The sequence below is a fragment of the Flavobacterium anhuiense genome (genome assembly GCF_001705175.1).
In the GTDB taxonomy this organism is placed as follows: Bacteria; Bacteroidota; Bacteroidia; order Flavobacteriales; family Flavobacteriaceae; genus Flavobacterium; species Flavobacterium anhuiense.
This window is the reverse complement of sequence record NZ_CP016907.1, coordinates 1,390,992-1,406,985: the sequence shown is the minus strand read 5'-3', so window position 1 is coordinate 1,406,985 and position 15,994 is coordinate 1,390,992. Positions and strand designations below refer to the sequence as shown.

Here is a 15,994-nt window from a genome sequence, read left to right as displayed (position 1 = left end):
AAAATGGAAATTAGTATTATAATAATCTGTTTAATACTAGCCGCCTTTTTTTCTGGGATGGAAATCGCTTTTACATCCGCCAACAAAATTTATCTCGAAATTGAAAAGAAACAAGACGATTTTTTGTCTCGAATCTTAACAAAACTGACCGAAAATCCATCTAAGTTTATTGCGGCCATGCTTATTGGCAATAATGTGGCTTTGGTGATTTACGGTTTTTTTATGGGCGATCTGATTTTAGGTTGGATGGCTTATTTTGGTCTATTTTTCTCTAATTGGTGGAATATTCTTATCCAAACACTACTTGCAGCATTTGTAGTTTTGCTGACTTCAGAATTTTTTCCGAAGGTGTTTTTTCAGATTTATGCCAATTCTTTAATTAAAATTCTGGCACTTCCCGCTTATTTATTTTACCGATTATTCTATTACATCTCTACATTTTTTATTTGGATCGCAGATTTTGTGCTAAGTAAATTTTTTAGAACAGAAGGAAATCAAATCCATTTGTTTAGCCGTATTGAGCTGGGAAATTATATTACAGAACAAATGAGTACAGTTGAAGAAGATGAAGAGGTGGACTCTGAAATCCAGATTTTTCAGAATGCTTTAGAATTTTCAAATGTAAAGGCGCGCGATATTATGACGCCTCGAACAGAAATTGTAGATATTGATTTGTTTGATACGGTCGAAGATCTGAAGGCTTTGTTTATAGAAACAGGATATTCTAAAATTATTATTAGCCAAAATTCATTAGACGACATTGTAGGCTATGTTCATTCCTTTGATCTGTTTAAAAAACCATCAACGATAAAATCGGTTTTGATGACTGTCGAATTTGTTCCTGAAACAATTTTGATCAAAGATGTATTGAATTTATTGATCAAAAAACGAAAAAACGTTGCAGTAGTTTTGGATGAATATGGAGGAACTTCTGGAATTGTTACCATTGAAGATATTGTAGAAGAACTTTTTGGCGAAATCGAAGACGAGCATGATTTAGACGAAGAATTAATTGAAGAAGAAATAGAAGAGGGCAAATATTTGTTTTCAACCCGATTGGATGTTGAATACTTGAATGAAACCTATAAATTGATGATTCCCGAAGAAGATTCGTATGGCACATTAGGAGGTTTCATTGTCAATCATACTAAAGAAATCCCACAAAAAGGGGATAAGATTGTAATAGATAAGTTTCATTTTTCTATTGTAGAGGCTTCAAATAAGAAAATAGAACTAGTCAAATTGACAATTAAAGAGTGATTTTTTAAATTAATGAAAAAAAATGTTGAAAATAAAACGCTAGTTGTATTGTTATTAACTAGATAATTGTATTTTCGCAAACTGAATATAAAATTAACGATAATAAAATGGCAGTTTTAGCAAAAATTAGACAGCGTTCCGCTTTATTGATAGGAGTTATTGCACTTGCATTATTTGCATTTATAATACAAGATCTATTCACAAGAGGAACATTTGGTCAAAGTTCAAAAGATGTAGGAAGCATCGATGGAAAAGATATTTCATTTGAAGACTTTAGAGTTAAAGTTAGTAATGTTGAAAAAAGTGGGCAAGGTATAACTTCCACTGAAGCTGCAAACAGAGTTTGGGATCAAGAAGTTTCAATCGCTTTATTGTCATCGCAATTTGATAAATTAGGATTGAGAGTTGGTGAAAAACACATTTTAGAGGTTTTAAAATCAGATCCAAATATTGGTAAAAACCCAATGTTCTTAAACGCAGCAGGAATTTTTGATGTTGTTAAGTTCAAAGATTATTTTAAATCAAACCCAGAAGCAGCACAATATATTGCTCAAAAAGAGAAAGATGCTGAATTGAACGCAAAATTTCAAATCTATAATACTTTAATTAAATCAGGACTTTACACAACTGCTAGTGAAGGAAAATTAAAGTATGAAATGGAAACTAACAAAGTAAGTTTTGCTTTTGCTGCAGCTCCTTATTCTTCTATTAAAGATAGTGAAGTAAAAATCTCTGACGATGAGATTGTTGCTTACATGAAGAAAAACGAGAAAAAATTCAAAGCAGATGCAACTCGCGAAATTCAATACGTTTTAGTTGAAGACAAAGCTTCTAAAGAAGATGAGGCTGAAATTAAAGCTAAATTAACTGCATTATTATCAGGAAGTGTTGTTTATAACGCAAAAACTGGTAAAAATGATACATTGCCAGGATTTAAAAACGCTACAAACATTGCTGAATTTGTAAATGCAAATTCTGATGTTCCTTACGATTCTACTTATGTTCCTAAAAATGCATTGCCAGCTGTTGATGCTGACAAATTATTCAGCTTGCCTGCTGGAGCAATCTACGGACCATATGTTTACGGAAGATACTATGCAATTTCTAAATCTCAAGGATTTAAAGCTGGTGTTAATGCAAAAGCTAGCCATATTTTAATTGGTTATGAAGGATCTCAAACTCCAAACCCAAAAGAAAAAAGAACTAAAGAAGAAGCTAAAGCTAAAGCTGAAGAAATTTTAGCACAAGTTCAAGCTAATCCAGATAGTTTTATGATGTTGGCTTTCACAAGTTCTGATGATTCATCTGCTCAGCAAGGTGGTGATTTAGGATATTTTGGGCCAAACCAAATGGTAAAACCTTTCAATGATTTTGTATTCAGCAACGGAATTGGTAAAGTTGGTTTAGTTGAAACTCCTTTCGGATTTCACATTATCAAAATTACAGACAAACAAGACGGAATTCGTTTAGCGACAATTGCTCAAAAAATCGAGCCATCTGAAGCTACTTCTGATAAAGTATTTACATTAGCAACTAAATTTGAAATGGATGCTGCTGAGAAAGACTTCAATGCTGCAGCAAAAGAATTAGGTTTAAAAGTTGCTCAGCCAGTTAATGCTAAAGCTATGGATGAAGCGTTTGGACCATTAGGAAACCAACGTAACATTGTAAGATGGGCTTTTGATAAAGAAACAGATAAAGGAGATGTAAAACGTTTTGAAATTGCAAACGTAGGGCACGTTATCGCACAATATAAAGGTGAAAACAAATCTGGTTTAGTTTCTGTTGATATGGCAAGACCGTATGTAGAGCCAATCTTGAAAAATAAGAAAAAGGCTGAATTGTTAAAGGCTAAAATGCAAGGTTCAAGCCTTGAGGCTATCGCTAAAGCAGCAGGAGTTGCTGTTCAGCAAGCTACTGATGTAACTCTAGATAATCCAGTTTTACCTGGAGGAGTTGGACAAGAGCCAAGAGTGGTAGGTAATGCATTTGCTTTAACAGCAAACAAAATCTCTGCTCCAATTGAAGGAAATACAGGTGTATATGTAGTTAAAAACATTAAAACTGTAAAAGCTCCTGCAATTGCTAATCATGCTGCTTATGTAGAGAAAGTAAAAGCTCAAAGCGCATCTGATGTGAACAGAGTATTGCCAGCTTTGAAAAACAACGCTAAAATTGAAGATAACAGATTACAATTTAATTACTAATTAAACAGTAATCGAGCTTATAAAGGCCCGAAACGCTTTAAGTGTTTCGGGTTTTTCTTTTTAGAATCTAGCAGTAATTATATTTTGTAATTTTTTACTGTTAATTTTCTGAAAGTATATAGGAATTATCGAAATTTAATTTAAAAAACTTGTGATTTTCAAAATATTACAGTTAATTTGCTCGATTTTTAACTTTAACATATTTTTGGCTTTTGCCACACAATAAAATAAATTATCCAATAAACAAAAAGCTTAATAATAAATCATTTAATGTTTTTTACTTTTAAATTTTTTAGAAGGAAGCCAAGAGTATATACCAAAATAGAAAGTCATATTTATGGTATTATTACAGAGCTTTTAAAAGTGAGCAGCACCGACATCAATGTTGATGAATTGGGTGGAAAGTATTATTTGAGTAACGAAGAACAGCATTTTAAAGTTACTATTTTGAGTAATGATTATGTAATCAGGCTAACCAATACGCATGATTCTGTAGCTGAAAAATACGATAAGGTTTTTGTTGAAGATGTGCTAAAAGCCGTAAAAGAAGAAAAACACCGACGTATGGAAGTGGTTTACGATTCAATTACCAATAGCATCGAAAAAATGGCAGAGCGCTTGCATAATAGACTTATAGAATCAAACGAGCAGGAGAGCAAATCGGTTCGTCGTTTGGAAACAAAACACGTTAAAACTAAAAAAGCAAATTATTAGTTGTATTTGCTTTATAGAATCATTTCTTCATAAGTCAAAATGGTCTCATATCCTTTATTAAAGAAATATTCTTTCGGATTTTCTTTAGAAACCACTAGAATAAAATCTCCGCCCCAAGCTCCAAGACTCTTTATTACGCCATTGAAATCTGGAAAAACAGCCTCTTTTATAGTCTGCATTTCTAAAACATTACTAAGATGAATTTCGTGTTTCTGTATCGCAGCGGCAAACTCTTTTAATGTTTTGGCATGAAGTATCGCGTTTGTGATTTTGTTGTTTTGAGCGACACTTTCTGATAAATGGCTATTTTTATGATTGTTGTATGAATATATAGCAGCTTTGCTGTTTTGTTTTTTATTCAGATAAACAAAATAAAGATGTTCTTTAAAATCGGGATTAAATTCAACTTGCTGTACAAAATTATCTTTTATTCGGTATAAAACTGGAGTGTTGTTTTGTGCACATGCAATATCGTAACCGCTTCCGCCAAAACTGTTTTTCAGTAAAGTATAGGCGTTAATTCCAGTCCATTGAGCAATGTTATTGATAAGAGTGGAAGAAGTTCCTAATCCCCAATTTCTTGGAAAACTTAAGTGCGTGCTTACCTTATATCCACTAGCACTATCAATAAATTTTGGATTTAAAATATAAGCTTCATGCAGAATATTGACTAGAGTTGATTTTACGCTATCAATTTGCGGATCTGAACCTTTTATAATTTCATCAAACGAGATTGTTTCTTCAAACCATAAGTGTTTGTCGTAATCATAACTTTTCCATTCGATCTGTTTGTTGTCTAAATCTTCAATGACCAAATCTTGGCCAAATTTTGTAGGCAATGCAAAAGCATCTGCTCCGTCTAAAACGAGATATTCACCAGCGATAAAAAGTTTTCCGTTACTATAAAAGGTTGTAGGCATACTTGTTTTTATTATAAATTCCAAATCTGAAATTCCAAATTCCAAGAACTAACATTGGAATTTGGAATTAAAATATTGGATTTTCTTAACTAGGTTATTTTCTTAAATTCTCAATAAATTCTACCACAGCGCTATGAGAAACGGCTGTTTTTTTGAAATGCGTTTTAATTAAATGACGCTCTTCATCGGTAGCTTCAAATTGATTGATGATATTATTAAGGTGCATTTTCATATGTCCTTCCTGAATTCCTGTTGTGGTTAAGGAGCGTAATGCAGCAAAATTTTGTGCCAATCCTGCCACGGCTACGATTTCCATTAATTCTGGAGCAGAAGGTTTTTCTAAAATTTCAAGACACAATTTTACTAAAGGATGCAAAGAGGTTAAGCCTCCAACAGTACCAACGGCTAAAGGAATTTCAAGCCAAAAAGTGAAAATTCCGTTTTCAATTTTGGCATGTGATAAACTTGCGTATTGTCCATTTTTGGCAGCATAAGCATGTACGCCAGCTTCTACAGCTCTAAAATCATTTCCTGTTGCCAAAATAACAGCATCTACACCATTCATAATGCCTTTATTATGTGTAACCGCTCTAAAAGGTTCAACTTCTGCGATCTGCACTGCTTGAACAAAACGTTCTGCAAATTCTTGCGGATTGGTAATATGTTTTTCTGCTAAATCTTCTATTGGGCAAGAAACTTCGGCTCTAACAAGACAGTGCGGTACATAGTTAGAGAGAATGCTCATAATAACTTCCAGCTTTTCACCATTTTGGCATAAGTCAGAATTCTGAGCTTCTTCTTTTAAAGTAGAAGCAAACTGCTCCAAACAAGAATTGATAAAATTGGCTCCCATGCTGTCTTTGGTTTCAAAAGTAGCATGAAGCTGATAGTAATTTTCTAGTAAACTTCTTTTGTCTTTTAATTTAATATCAAGAATACCGCCACCACGTTGCTGCATATTTTTGGTTATGCTTTGCGTTTCTGAGAAGAATTTAGGTTTTATCTGTTCAAAAAAGTTGTTCAGTTTTTCTGCATCTCCGCTATAAGTAAAATGAACCTGGCCAATTTTTTCGGTATTGATTATAGTGGCTTTAAATCCTCCTCTAGTGGACCAGTATTTTGCTGCTTTAGAAGCTGCTGCAACCACAGAACTTTCTTCAATAGCCATCGGAATGGTTTTGTATTTTCCGTTGATCAAAAAGTTAGGAGCAACTCCAAGTGGGATATAAAGATTTGTGATCGTATTTTCTATAAATTCATCATGAAGCTGCTGAAGCTTTTCGTCTGAATTCCAGTAATTTCTTATAATATTTTGTGCCTCTTCTGGATTTGAAAAGTATTCATTTGCAATCCAGTCAATTTTTTCTTTTTTGGATAATTTAGAAAATCCGGCAACAGCGTTGTTCATTCTCAATGTATTAAATAATATTGTTGCGGCAAAGATACTATTTTAAGAGTTTTGATTGCAATCTATTTCAGACATGAAAGTGCGCAATCGTTATTTTTTTTAACATTTAACACTTAAAATGTGTATTATGTTTATTTTTTTTACTAAAATTGGGCTCTTTTTATATTTAAAATAATTCTAATGAATACAAGTAAATTTACTGCAGTATTTTTATTTTTAACTGCGGTTGTTTTTGGACAGCAGAAAATAACTGTCGAAAATGTTTTTAGCGGTACTTTCCGGGCTAAAGGAATGGATGAACTGCAATCGCTGAAAAATACAAATCAATATACTGTTTTAAATGTTGACCAGGCGAGCAGAAGTATGCAGATTGATTTATACGATTTTGCAACCCTAAAAAAAGTATCGAATCTTATTGATACTAAAAACTACAAAGAACTTGTCGACGGAATTGATAGCTATACCTTTGATGCTTCTGAAAAAAAGATCTTAATTGCTTGTAATTCTTCTAAAATCTTCCGTCACTCCTTCACTGCTGATTACTACCTTTACGATATCGCAGCAAAATCTCTGATTAAACTTGTTGATTTCCAAATTCAAGAGCCAACTTTCTCACCTGATGGAACTAAAATCGCTTATGCAAGAGAAAACAACTTATATGTGTACGATGTAGCTTCAAAAAAATCTACTCCGATTACTACTGACGGAAAGAAAAATGCGGTTATAAATGGTATTACTGATTGGGTTTACGAAGAAGAATTTGCTTTTGTGCGTGCATTCGACTGGAGTAAAGACAGTAAAAAAGTAGCGTATATTCGTTTTGACGAAAGCCAAGTTCCTGAGTTTTCAATGTCAATCTTCCATAAAGATTTATACCCTAAAATTGAAACTTTTAAATATCCTAAAGCAGGTGAAAAAAACTCAGAAGTTTCATTGCATATCTATGATGTCGCTGCTGGAGCAACTAAAAAAGTAGATTTAGGGAAATATAATGATTTCTACATTGCAAGAATGCAATGGACAAATGATGCAAATGTACTTTCTGCACAGGTTTTAAACCGTCATCAAGATAATTTAGATTTATTGTTTGTTGATGGTAATACAGCGACTGCAAAAGTAGTTTTAAATGAAAAAGATAAAGCTTACGTTGATATTACTGATAACTTGACTTTCTTAAAAGATAACAGTTTTATCTGGACAAGCGAAAAAGATGGTTTTAATCATATTTATGTGTATGATAAAAACGGAAAACTTAAAAATCAAGTTACAAAAGGAAACTGGGAAGTTGTTTCATACTACGGTTTCGACGAAAAAACAAAAACTATTTTCTACCAATCTACAGAAAATGGTTCTATCAACAGAGATCTTTATAGAATTGGTTTAGATGGAAAAAATAAAGTGCGTTTGTCTTCAAAAACAGGAACAAGTGCAGCGACTTTCAGTCCGAATTTCCAATATTTTATTACAACTTTCTCAAGTAATACACAGCCTACAACTTATACTTTAAACGAGGCTAAAACAGGAAAAGAAATTCAGGTTATCGAAAATAATCAGGCGCTTGCTGATAAATTGAAAGCGTATGATCTTCCTTCAAAAGAATACTTTGTTTTAAAAACAGCTAAAGGAAACGAATTGAATGCATGGATTTTAAAACCAAAAGATTTTGATCCTTCAAAAAAATATCCTGTTTTCATGTTCCAATACTCTGGTCCAGGATCTCAACAGGTAGCTAACCAGTGGAATAATTCTAATGATTATTGGTTCGCTTCATTAACTCAGCAAGGTTACATTGTAGCTTGTGTTGACGGAAGAGGAACAGGTTACAAAGGAGCCGATTTCAAAAAAGTAACTCAAAAAGAATTAGGAAAATACGAAGTTGAAGACCAGATTGATGCGGCAAAAGTAATAGGTGCTTATCCTTATGTGGATGCTTCAAGAATCGGAATCTTCGGATGGAGCTATGGTGGATTTATGGCTTCGAACTGTATTTTCCAAGGAAACGATGTTTTCAAAATGGCAATTGCTGTTGCGCCAGTTACAAACTGGAGATTTTATGACAGTGTTTACACAGAAAGATATATGCAGACTCCGCAGGAAAATGCAAGCGGATACGATCAAAACTCTCCTATAAATCACGTTGGTAAATTGAAAGGAAAGTTCTTATTGATTCATGGTTCTGCAGATGACAATGTTCATGTTCAGAATACAATGCAAATGATGGAAGCTTTAATTCAGGCAAATAAACAATTTGATTCTCAAATTTATCCAGATAAAGATCATGGTATTTATGGCGGAAAAACGAGAGTTCAGCTTTATACCAAAATGACCAACTTTATTAAAGAAAATTTATAATCTAAAAACATTAAACCTAATTAAATAGAATAGTATGGGAGAAACTCAAGTAAAAACAGCGCATCCAAAAGGTCTTTGGGTATTATTTGGAACGGAGATGTGGGAGCGATTCAATTTTTATGGAATGCGCGCTTTATTGACCTTATTTCTTGTGAATTCATTATTGATGAAGGAAGAAGAAGCATCATTAATTTATGGAGGTTTTCTTGGACTTTGTTATTTGACACCAATGTTGGGCGGTTTTGTTGCTGACCGTTACTTAGGAAACAGAAATTGTATCCTATTAGGAGGATTATTAATGGCGATAGGGCAAATGCTTTTGTTTACCAGCGGAAGTGTTTTCGAATCTAATTTAGGCTTGGCAAAAATCATTATGTACTCCGCGTTAGGAGTAATTGTTTTTGGTAACGGATTCTTTAAACCAAATATTTCTAGTATGGTTGGAAGTTTGTATCCAAAACAAGAGAAAACAAAACTTGATAGTGCTTTTACTATTTTCTATATGGGAATTAACATTGGAGCATTTTTAGGTCAGTCTATCTGTCCTTTATTAGGAGATGTTAAAGATGCAGGAGGAATTAGAGATATCCATGCTTTCAGATGGGGGTTCATGGCGGCTTCTGTGGCTATGTTATTAGGTACAATTCTTTTTTACTTCTTAAAAAATAAATATGTGGTTTCTCCAGAAGGAAAACCATTAGGAGGGCTTCCTTCTAAAAATGATGCTTCGGATTTTGAAGAAGGAGAAGCGCAAAAAGCAAACTTTTCTACAAAAGCTCTTATTGGTGCAGGAATTGCATTTGTTGCTTTAGGATTCTTTTTCCATTACGTTGTAGGTCAGAACTTGATTTATACTTTGATTTATTCAAGTGGTTTGGCTTTAGCAGGATTAATTATTTCTGACACCTCTTTAACTAAAGTTGAAAGAGATAGAATTATTGTAATTTATATCGTGTCGTTCTTTATTATTTTCTTTTGGGCGGCATTTGAGCAAGCAGGTTCATCATTAACTTTTATTGCAGATAACCAAACAGACAGACATTTCTTTGGCTGGGCAATGCCGCCATCGATGGTTCAAATTTTTAACGGAATGTTTGTTGTGGTTTTAGCAGTTCCTTTCAGTGTTCTTTGGGATACTTTAAGAGCTAAAGGAAAAGAGCCAATTTCTCCAGTAAAATTAGCAGCGGGATTAGTAATCATCTCTATCAGTTTCTTTATGATTGCAACTCAGGTTTCTTATATCGGAACTTCAGGGCTTTTATTAGTTAAATGGCTTATCTTATTATATTTCTTAAATACATGTGCTGAATTGTGTTTATCTCCAATTGGTTTATCATTGGTAGGTAAATTATCTCCAAAACGTTTTGCATCATTATTATATGGAGTATTCTTTTTGTCTAATGCGTCTGGATATGCGTTAGGAGGAACTTTAGGTTCTATTTTACCAGCAACTGGTGATAAATTTGCAAAAGCAAAAGAACTTGGAATAGATCTTCAGGCAGTTTTAGATAAAAAAATAACGCTTTCAGCAGACCAATTGGCTTTATTGGATCAACATCAGATTAGTGCGCAAAATCCAATATTTGCAGGATTTGAAATCCATAATTTATATGAATTCTTTATGGTATTTGTTGTCTTGACTGGTATTGCAGCGATTTTATTGTTTGCTTTAACACCACTATTGAAGAAATTAATGCACGGTGTTAGATAATTAGAATGGAAAACAATATTACTTTAGAAGAAATTCAAAATTTTAAAGGCAAGTACCCAAAGCAATTGTGGTACTTGTTTTTGGTTGAAATGTGGGAACGTTTCTGTTTCTACGGAATGAGAGGGGTTTTAGCAGTTTTCATGGTAGATCAATTAGGTTTGGTTGAAGGGAAAGCAAATTTGCAATATGGGGCGATTCAGGCTTTTGTATATGCATTTACTTTTATCGGTGGAATTTTTGCTGATAAAATTTTAGGGTTTAAAAAATCACTTCTTTTTGGAGGAATCGTGATGATTTTGGGGAATTTGCTTATTGCGGCAAATCCACATGATTTCTTTTATTACGGAATAACACTTTCTATTATTGGAACCGGTTTTTTTAAACCAAACGTTTCTTCAATGGTAGGCGAATTGTATCATGAGAGCGACGGTCGTCGTGACGCAGGTTACGGACTGTTTTATGCAGGAATTAATATTGGAGGAATGCTTGGAGGGGCGATTCCTATTTATTTAGGGAAAAACTATTCTTGGAGTCTTTGCTTCCTTTCTGCAGCAATTGTTATGATAATTGGAGTTGTAACTTTTCTTTTAACGAAAAAGCACTTAGCGCCGATTGGAAATTCCCCATTAGAAAATCAGACATCTAAAAAACGTAATCTTTCTGAAATAGCCGTTTATGTAGGTTCTTTTGCTGTAATTCCATTAGTGTATATAATGGTTATTAATTCTGATTTTACAGAGTATTTTATGTATACAATCGGGGTTCTGGCATTGGGATATTTTTTGTATGAATTGATAATGATAAAAGAGAGAAAGCAACAACTTAAGTTTTTTGCTGCCTTTATCTTTATTTTTGCATATTTTATGTTTATGGCAATCTCTGAACAGTCAGGAGGTTCATTGTCGTTATTTGCGAAAGATAATTTGACCAATAAATTATTGTTCTTTAATATCGATCCAAATGTGGTAAATAATAGTATAAATTCATTGTATGTTATTATTTTTAGTCCATTATTAGGATTTTTGTGGATCTATATGTCTAAACGAAAAATAGAGCCTAATACCGTTATTAAATTTGGTTTGTCATTTATTTTATTAGCGGCAGGGTTCTTTATTTTTTATGCTGCTCGATATTTTGTAAACCAAGACGGATTAAGTTCGTTGGATGTATTTGCTTTAGGATATCTTTTGTATACACTAGGGGAATTATGTATTGGTCCAATCGGAATGTCTGTGATAACAAAATTATCGCCTAAAAGATTGTTCGGAATGATGATGGGATTATGGTTTCTTTCAAGTGCATTTGGCCAATTTGCTGCAGGAAAATTAGGAGCTGAAATGTCTGATGCCAACACTGGAACTACATTAATGTCTAAACTTATTGCTTACACGGATGGATATTATCAATTAGCTTTATATGCACTTGTTGCTGGGATTGCATTTATTGTGCTAACTCCGTTGATTAGAAAATTAATGCAAGAAGTTAAATAATTATATTGTAATTAGTTTTTGCATAAATTTGTATAAAATTTCTCATTATGAAAAAAATAGTACTTATTGCTTTGTTTTTAATTGGTGCTGCAAATCTTCAGGCACAAGAATTAAAATGGTATACAGATGTTAGAGAAGCAATTACTGTAAGTAATAAAGAACAAAAGCCAATGTTGATGTTTTTTACTGGTAGTGATTGGTGCGGATGGTGTATTCGTTTGCAAAATGAAGTTTTAAAGACAGCAGAATTTAAAAAATGGGCAACAGATAATGTTGTTTTAGTTGAGTTGGATTATCCTAGATCTGTTCCTCAGACACCAGAACTTAAAAGCCAGAATAATGAATTGCAGCAAGCTTTTGGGATTCAAGGTTTTCCAACTATATTCTTTACTAGTGCAGAAACAAAAGATGGTAGAGTTAACTTTAAAGGTCTTGGTAAAACAGGATATGTGGCCGGCGGACCATCAGCTTGGTTAACTGTTGCAGAAGGAATAGTGCATCCGAAGAAAATGTAAATTTTAATTTTAAAAATAATGAAAGGTCTCTTACTCTGTAAGGGACCTTTTTTATTTAGTAGGAAAAACGCTTTGTAAAAGTTGCTTTAAATTGAGTATTTATTATTTTATTGCATGTAAAAAAACACATAATATATTTTTTATATTAATATAATTTGGATAATTAAAATATAATGTTAATTTCGTCTTGCTAATCTAACCAAAAACCAATTTATATGACTAAAAAACTACTTGCCCTAGTGTTTTTTATAGGTTCATTTATGATGCAAGCACAAAATTTAGCATGGAGAACAAACATGACAGATGCTATTGCTATAAGTAATGAACAGAAAAAACCAATGCTGATTTTATTCACTGCCTCAGGTGTAGCAGAAAATCTTCAAAACGAAATCTTCAAAACACCCGATTTTGCTGTTTGGTCACGAGACAATGTGGTCCTAGTAAAATTAGATTTATCTGATATGAACGCTTCAGATAGTGATCGTGAACAGAATGTAAAATTGAAAAATGCATTTGGAGTGCAGGATCTTCCTGAAGTATGTTTTGCAATGGCATCAGTAAGAAAAAACAAAACTACATTTAGCGCTTTAGGAAAAATAGCCTACAAACCTGGAGGAGCGAAAGCTTGGATTGCAGAATCAAATGCAATTTTGCATCCAGTAGAATAGTAAACGATTTCATTCGACTTTTATTTTAATTTTTTTTAGTCCCCTTTCTGTTTTACAGAGAGGGGATTTTTTTTTCTAAATCGAAACAGAGAATTTGATTATTTTTATTAGTGTTTATTTAACATTTATTAAAAAATCAGCCATTTATTGTTAATTTGATTTTAATGCTTATAACTTGGTTTTTAATTCATTAAAAATTTTTATTGAATTCTTTTTTTGTGTTATTTTAGTTTTATTAACATAACCAAACCCTAAATTATATGCCTAAAAAATTACTCATCCTGCTATTATTTTTAAGTCCATTTTGTATGAATTCTCAAAATATAATTTGGAAAACCGACATTAATGATGCTGTAGCCGTAAGTGCAGAAAAAAGAAAACCGTTATTGATTTTTTTTACTGCTCAAGGCGTAAGTCCTCAACTTCAAAATGAAATTTTTGCTACCCGAGATTTTGAAGAATGGTCGCGAAATGTCATATTGGTAAAACTAGACCTTTCAGATTCTTCAGCTTCTGATGCTGTTAAAGAACAAAACCTAATGTTGAAGAATGCTTTCGGTATAGAAGATATTCCTCAAGTGTGCTTTTCTGAAGTAACGGTCAGAAAAGGAAAGACAAACTTTAATAAGTTAGGACTTATTGGCTATACAGGGTCTGGCGTTAAAAGTTGGATTTCTGAATCCAATTCAATTTTAAATCCAGAATAAAATTATAATTGATAGTATCCCTTTTCTTTTGTTGAATGAAAAGGGATATTTTTTTTAAGACAGCTGTTTCTCCAGTATTTCTGAATTGAATTGGAATTCGAACCGTCAGCTATCACGATTTTTGGATGAATATGCAGTAACAGTCGATCTAGATTTATTCTCGAGGTTTGGGTAATAATTAGAATGTCTGGCTGAATTTTTTCTGAGAAAGCTTTAGTACTATCAATTATTAAAATTTTAGTATTTTTAAAGTAAAGCACATTTTTAATCTCTTTGATTTTAGACAAAGTAATTGAATTTCCAACGAGATAAGAATTTATATTTCTTTTATTCATGTTTTTATCTATAGTATCTCTACTATAGAGTACTATGTTTCTTCCTAAGCGCTCAGAAATAAGCGTGTTGTTTTTTTCATTGTAAACGATTAACTCCTCTTCGGTTTCAGTTTCGGCCTTAGTAAAAATGAAAGCAAGTTGGATTGAGATAATTGAAACCAGCACTAAAGTCAATTTATTAAAGCTTGGTTTTTTAATCCAGACTACCGTACAAATTATGAAGAATGAGAATGCCCACAAGTGATATAAATTAAAGCTGATGTCTCGAATAACAAATGAGTCGACAGAAGCAACTGCATGAATCATGAAATTTAGCAAATAAATGCTTTTCTCAAAAATCATTATCATAAATAATGGCGGACTTGTAAAAATAGCGATAATCATAACTACAATTCCTGCAATCATAATGAATGATAAGATAGGTAATATAATAATGTTTGTGACAAAAAATAAACCGGGAAATTGATGGAAATAGTAAAGGCATAAAGGCAAAGTGCCAATTTGTGCAGCAAAAGAAACGGTGAGAGCTTCCCAAATGTAAATGATTATCTTGTATTTCGGTTTATAGATGTTTTTTAAAATGGGATGTAGCCAAAGTATAAAAAATAATGCGATGTAACTTAATTGAAAACCGACATCAAATAAGAAATAGGGTTCAAAAAGTAAAATCAATAAAATAGAAACTAGTAAAGTATGATAGATATTGCCGTTTTGGCGTAAATGACTTCCAATTGCAACAAAAGAGAACATAACTACGGATCTCAAAACGGAAGGAGATAAACCAGAAATTATGGCAAAACCTGTTAAAGAAATTAGAATTGAAGTCAGTTTTAAAAAAGAGCCTTTTCTTGTGTTGGGAATAGGTTTTAAAATGAAAGTGATGAAAAGCATTATAAAGCCCACATGAAGCCCCGAAACAGATAAAATATGCGTAGCTCCAGAATATTGATAATCTTGGATAATATCTTGTGAAATCTCTTGCTGCTGCCCTAAAATTAAAGCCAAAGCAACATTCATTTCAGCTGTATTAAATTTTGATTTTTCAAGATTGGAAATTATTCTGGAATGCAATTGTGCGCAATAATACCAAATGTCTTTTTGAATCGTTTTGCTGACCGAAATTTCTTTTTTCTGGCAATAGATCTGAGCGTAGATTTGTTTGTCTGCTAAATATTTGCTGTAATCAAACTGATTCGGATTTTTACTGGGTTTGTTTTGCTTTAAAATGGTTTGAATTTTAATACTACTCCCTACAATTAATGGGTTTCGAATGCTGTCTTTCTGAACGTTTACAATTATTTTTCCCGAATAAGCTTTTCCTGATATTGTTTTCACAAGACCAATGTAACGATCACTATAATCGTTGCTCTTTAATTTTTCTCTTAAAGTTAATGTGATAAATTCGGGATTTTTGAAAGCTATTTTACAATGCGTGTAATTGCTTTTTTGAAGACTTTGTGTGTGGCATAAAAGTGTCAATGCTCCAATAAAGAAAGACAAAACATAACAGGTGTTTCCAAATAAAATAGATTTATTATTATGCTTTAAATTCCAAAAGAAAGCACCACAAAATGCTATAAAGCTAACTGAAACCCAAAAGGCAATAATCGAAATAGAAAAATGCAGGTAATAAGAAGCGATTATGCCAAGAATAAACGCAAGTGTGATTTTTACTAACGGAAAATCTAATACTTTCATGGCATAAAA

At 32.6% G+C, this 15,994-nt stretch carries 12 protein-coding genes; 9 read left to right on the top strand and 3 right to left on the bottom strand.

What is annotated here, in order from left to right:
- Nucleotides 1-3: 3 nt before the first annotated feature.
- From BB050_RS05910 to BB050_RS05900, 3 genes are all read left to right on the top strand, one after another.
- Entirely contained in the window at nt 4-1,260 is a 1,257-nt protein-coding gene (locus BB050_RS05910; RefSeq protein ID WP_066032940.1) for a hemolysin family protein, read from the top strand.
- 107 nt (nt 1,261-1,367) lie between these two features.
- The gene (locus tag BB050_RS05905) at nt 1,368-3,467 is read left to right on the top strand and encodes a peptidylprolyl isomerase (protein WP_066032939.1); all 2,100 of its coding nucleotides are present in this window, start codon (nt 1,368-1,370) and stop codon (nt 3,465-3,467) included.
- A gap of 270 nt (nt 3,468-3,737) precedes the next feature.
- Nucleotides 3,738-4,181, top strand: coding sequence for a hypothetical protein (locus BB050_RS05900; protein ID WP_008466471.1), 444 nt, complete (start codon nt 3,738-3,740; stop codon nt 4,179-4,181).
- A gap of 11 nt (nt 4,182-4,192) precedes the next feature.
- On the opposite strand, the gene BB050_RS05895 is transcribed toward BB050_RS05900, so the two are convergent.
- Together BB050_RS05895 and BB050_RS05890 are read right to left on the bottom strand one after the other, a co-directional pair.
- On the bottom strand, nt 4,193-5,101 hold the full coding sequence (locus tag BB050_RS05895; protein WP_066035105.1) for a GYDIA family GHMP kinase: 909 nt from the start codon (nt 5,099-5,101) through the stop codon (nt 4,193-4,195).
- A 94-nt stretch (nt 5,102-5,195) separates the two neighbouring features.
- Nucleotides 5,196-6,509, bottom strand: a complete 1,314-nt coding sequence (locus BB050_RS05890) for a hydroxymethylglutaryl-CoA reductase, degradative (RefSeq protein WP_066032938.1) — start codon at nt 6,507-6,509, stop codon at nt 5,196-5,198.
- Nucleotides 6,510-6,689: 180 nt separating this feature from the next.
- On the opposite strand from BB050_RS05890, the gene BB050_RS05885 reads away from it, so the two are divergent.
- The 6 genes from BB050_RS05885 to BB050_RS05860 all read left to right on the top strand — a co-directional run bounded on the left by BB050_RS05885 (nt 6,690) and on the right by BB050_RS05860 (nt 13,952).
- Nucleotides 6,690-8,861: a S9 family peptidase gene (locus BB050_RS05885; RefSeq protein ID WP_066032937.1), complete on the top strand. Its 2,172-nt coding sequence runs from the start codon at nt 6,690-6,692 to the stop codon at nt 8,859-8,861.
- A 34-nt stretch (nt 8,862-8,895) separates the two neighbouring features.
- Nucleotides 8,896-10,572 (top strand): peptide MFS transporter, encoded by a 1,677-nt coding sequence (locus BB050_RS05880; protein WP_066032936.1) that lies wholly within the window; start codon nt 8,896-8,898, stop codon nt 10,570-10,572.
- Nucleotides 10,573-10,577: 5 nt separating this feature from the next.
- Nucleotides 10,578-12,062, top strand: coding sequence for a peptide MFS transporter (locus BB050_RS05875; protein ID WP_066032935.1), 1,485 nt, complete (start codon nt 10,578-10,580; stop codon nt 12,060-12,062).
- A 47-nt stretch (nt 12,063-12,109) separates the two neighbouring features.
- Nucleotides 12,110-12,577 (top strand): thioredoxin family protein, encoded by a 468-nt coding sequence (locus BB050_RS05870; protein WP_008466477.1) that lies wholly within the window; start codon nt 12,110-12,112, stop codon nt 12,575-12,577.
- Between the two features lie 215 nt (nt 12,578-12,792).
- Nucleotides 12,793-13,245, top strand: coding sequence for a hypothetical protein (locus BB050_RS05865; protein WP_008466479.1), 453 nt, complete (start codon nt 12,793-12,795; stop codon nt 13,243-13,245).
- Between the two features lie 308 nt (nt 13,246-13,553).
- On the top strand, nt 13,554-13,952 hold the full coding sequence (locus BB050_RS05860; protein WP_008466480.1) for a thioredoxin domain-containing protein: 399 nt from the start codon (nt 13,554-13,556) through the stop codon (nt 13,950-13,952).
- A gap of 2 nt (nt 13,953-13,954) precedes the next feature.
- Here BB050_RS05860 and BB050_RS05855 read toward each other — a convergent pair whose 3' ends face one another.
- Nucleotides 13,955-15,985 carry a ComEC/Rec2 family competence protein gene (locus tag BB050_RS05855; protein ID WP_066032934.1) on the bottom strand — a complete coding sequence of 677 codons (2,031 nt, stop codon included), beginning with the start codon at nt 15,983-15,985 and terminating at the stop codon, nt 13,955-13,957.
- Between the last annotated feature and the right edge of the window lie 9 nt (nt 15,986-15,994).

Coding starts and splice junctions, on each gene's coding strand:
- BB050_RS05855 (WP_066032934.1), bottom strand. CDS start 15,985: ATGAAAGTATTAGATTTTCCGTTAGTAAAAATCACACTTGCGTTTATT.
- BB050_RS05880 (WP_066032936.1), top strand. CDS start 8,896: ATGGGAGAAACTCAAGTAAAAACAGCGCATCCAAAAGGTCTTTGGGTA.
- BB050_RS05905 (WP_066032939.1), top strand. CDS start 1,368: ATGGCAGTTTTAGCAAAAATTAGACAGCGTTCCGCTTTATTGATAGGA.
- BB050_RS05890 (WP_066032938.1), bottom strand. CDS start 6,509: ATGAACAACGCTGTTGCCGGATTTTCTAAATTATCCAAAAAAGAAAAA.
- BB050_RS05895 (WP_066035105.1), bottom strand. CDS start 5,101: ATGCCTACAACCTTTTATAGTAACGGAAAACTTTTTATCGCTGGTGAA.
- BB050_RS05910 (WP_066032940.1), top strand. CDS start 4: ATGGAAATTAGTATTATAATAATCTGTTTAATACTAGCCGCCTTTTTT.
- BB050_RS05870 (WP_008466477.1), top strand. CDS start 12,110: ATGAAAAAAATAGTACTTATTGCTTTGTTTTTAATTGGTGCTGCAAAT.
- BB050_RS05875 (WP_066032935.1), top strand. CDS start 10,578: ATGGAAAACAATATTACTTTAGAAGAAATTCAAAATTTTAAAGGCAAG.
- BB050_RS05860 (WP_008466480.1), top strand. CDS start 13,554: ATGAATTCTCAAAATATAATTTGGAAAACCGACATTAATGATGCTGTA.
- BB050_RS05885 (WP_066032937.1), top strand. CDS start 6,690: ATGAATACAAGTAAATTTACTGCAGTATTTTTATTTTTAACTGCGGTT.
- BB050_RS05900 (WP_008466471.1), top strand. CDS start 3,738: ATGTTTTTTACTTTTAAATTTTTTAGAAGGAAGCCAAGAGTATATACC.
- BB050_RS05865 (WP_008466479.1), top strand. CDS start 12,793: ATGACTAAAAAACTACTTGCCCTAGTGTTTTTTATAGGTTCATTTATG.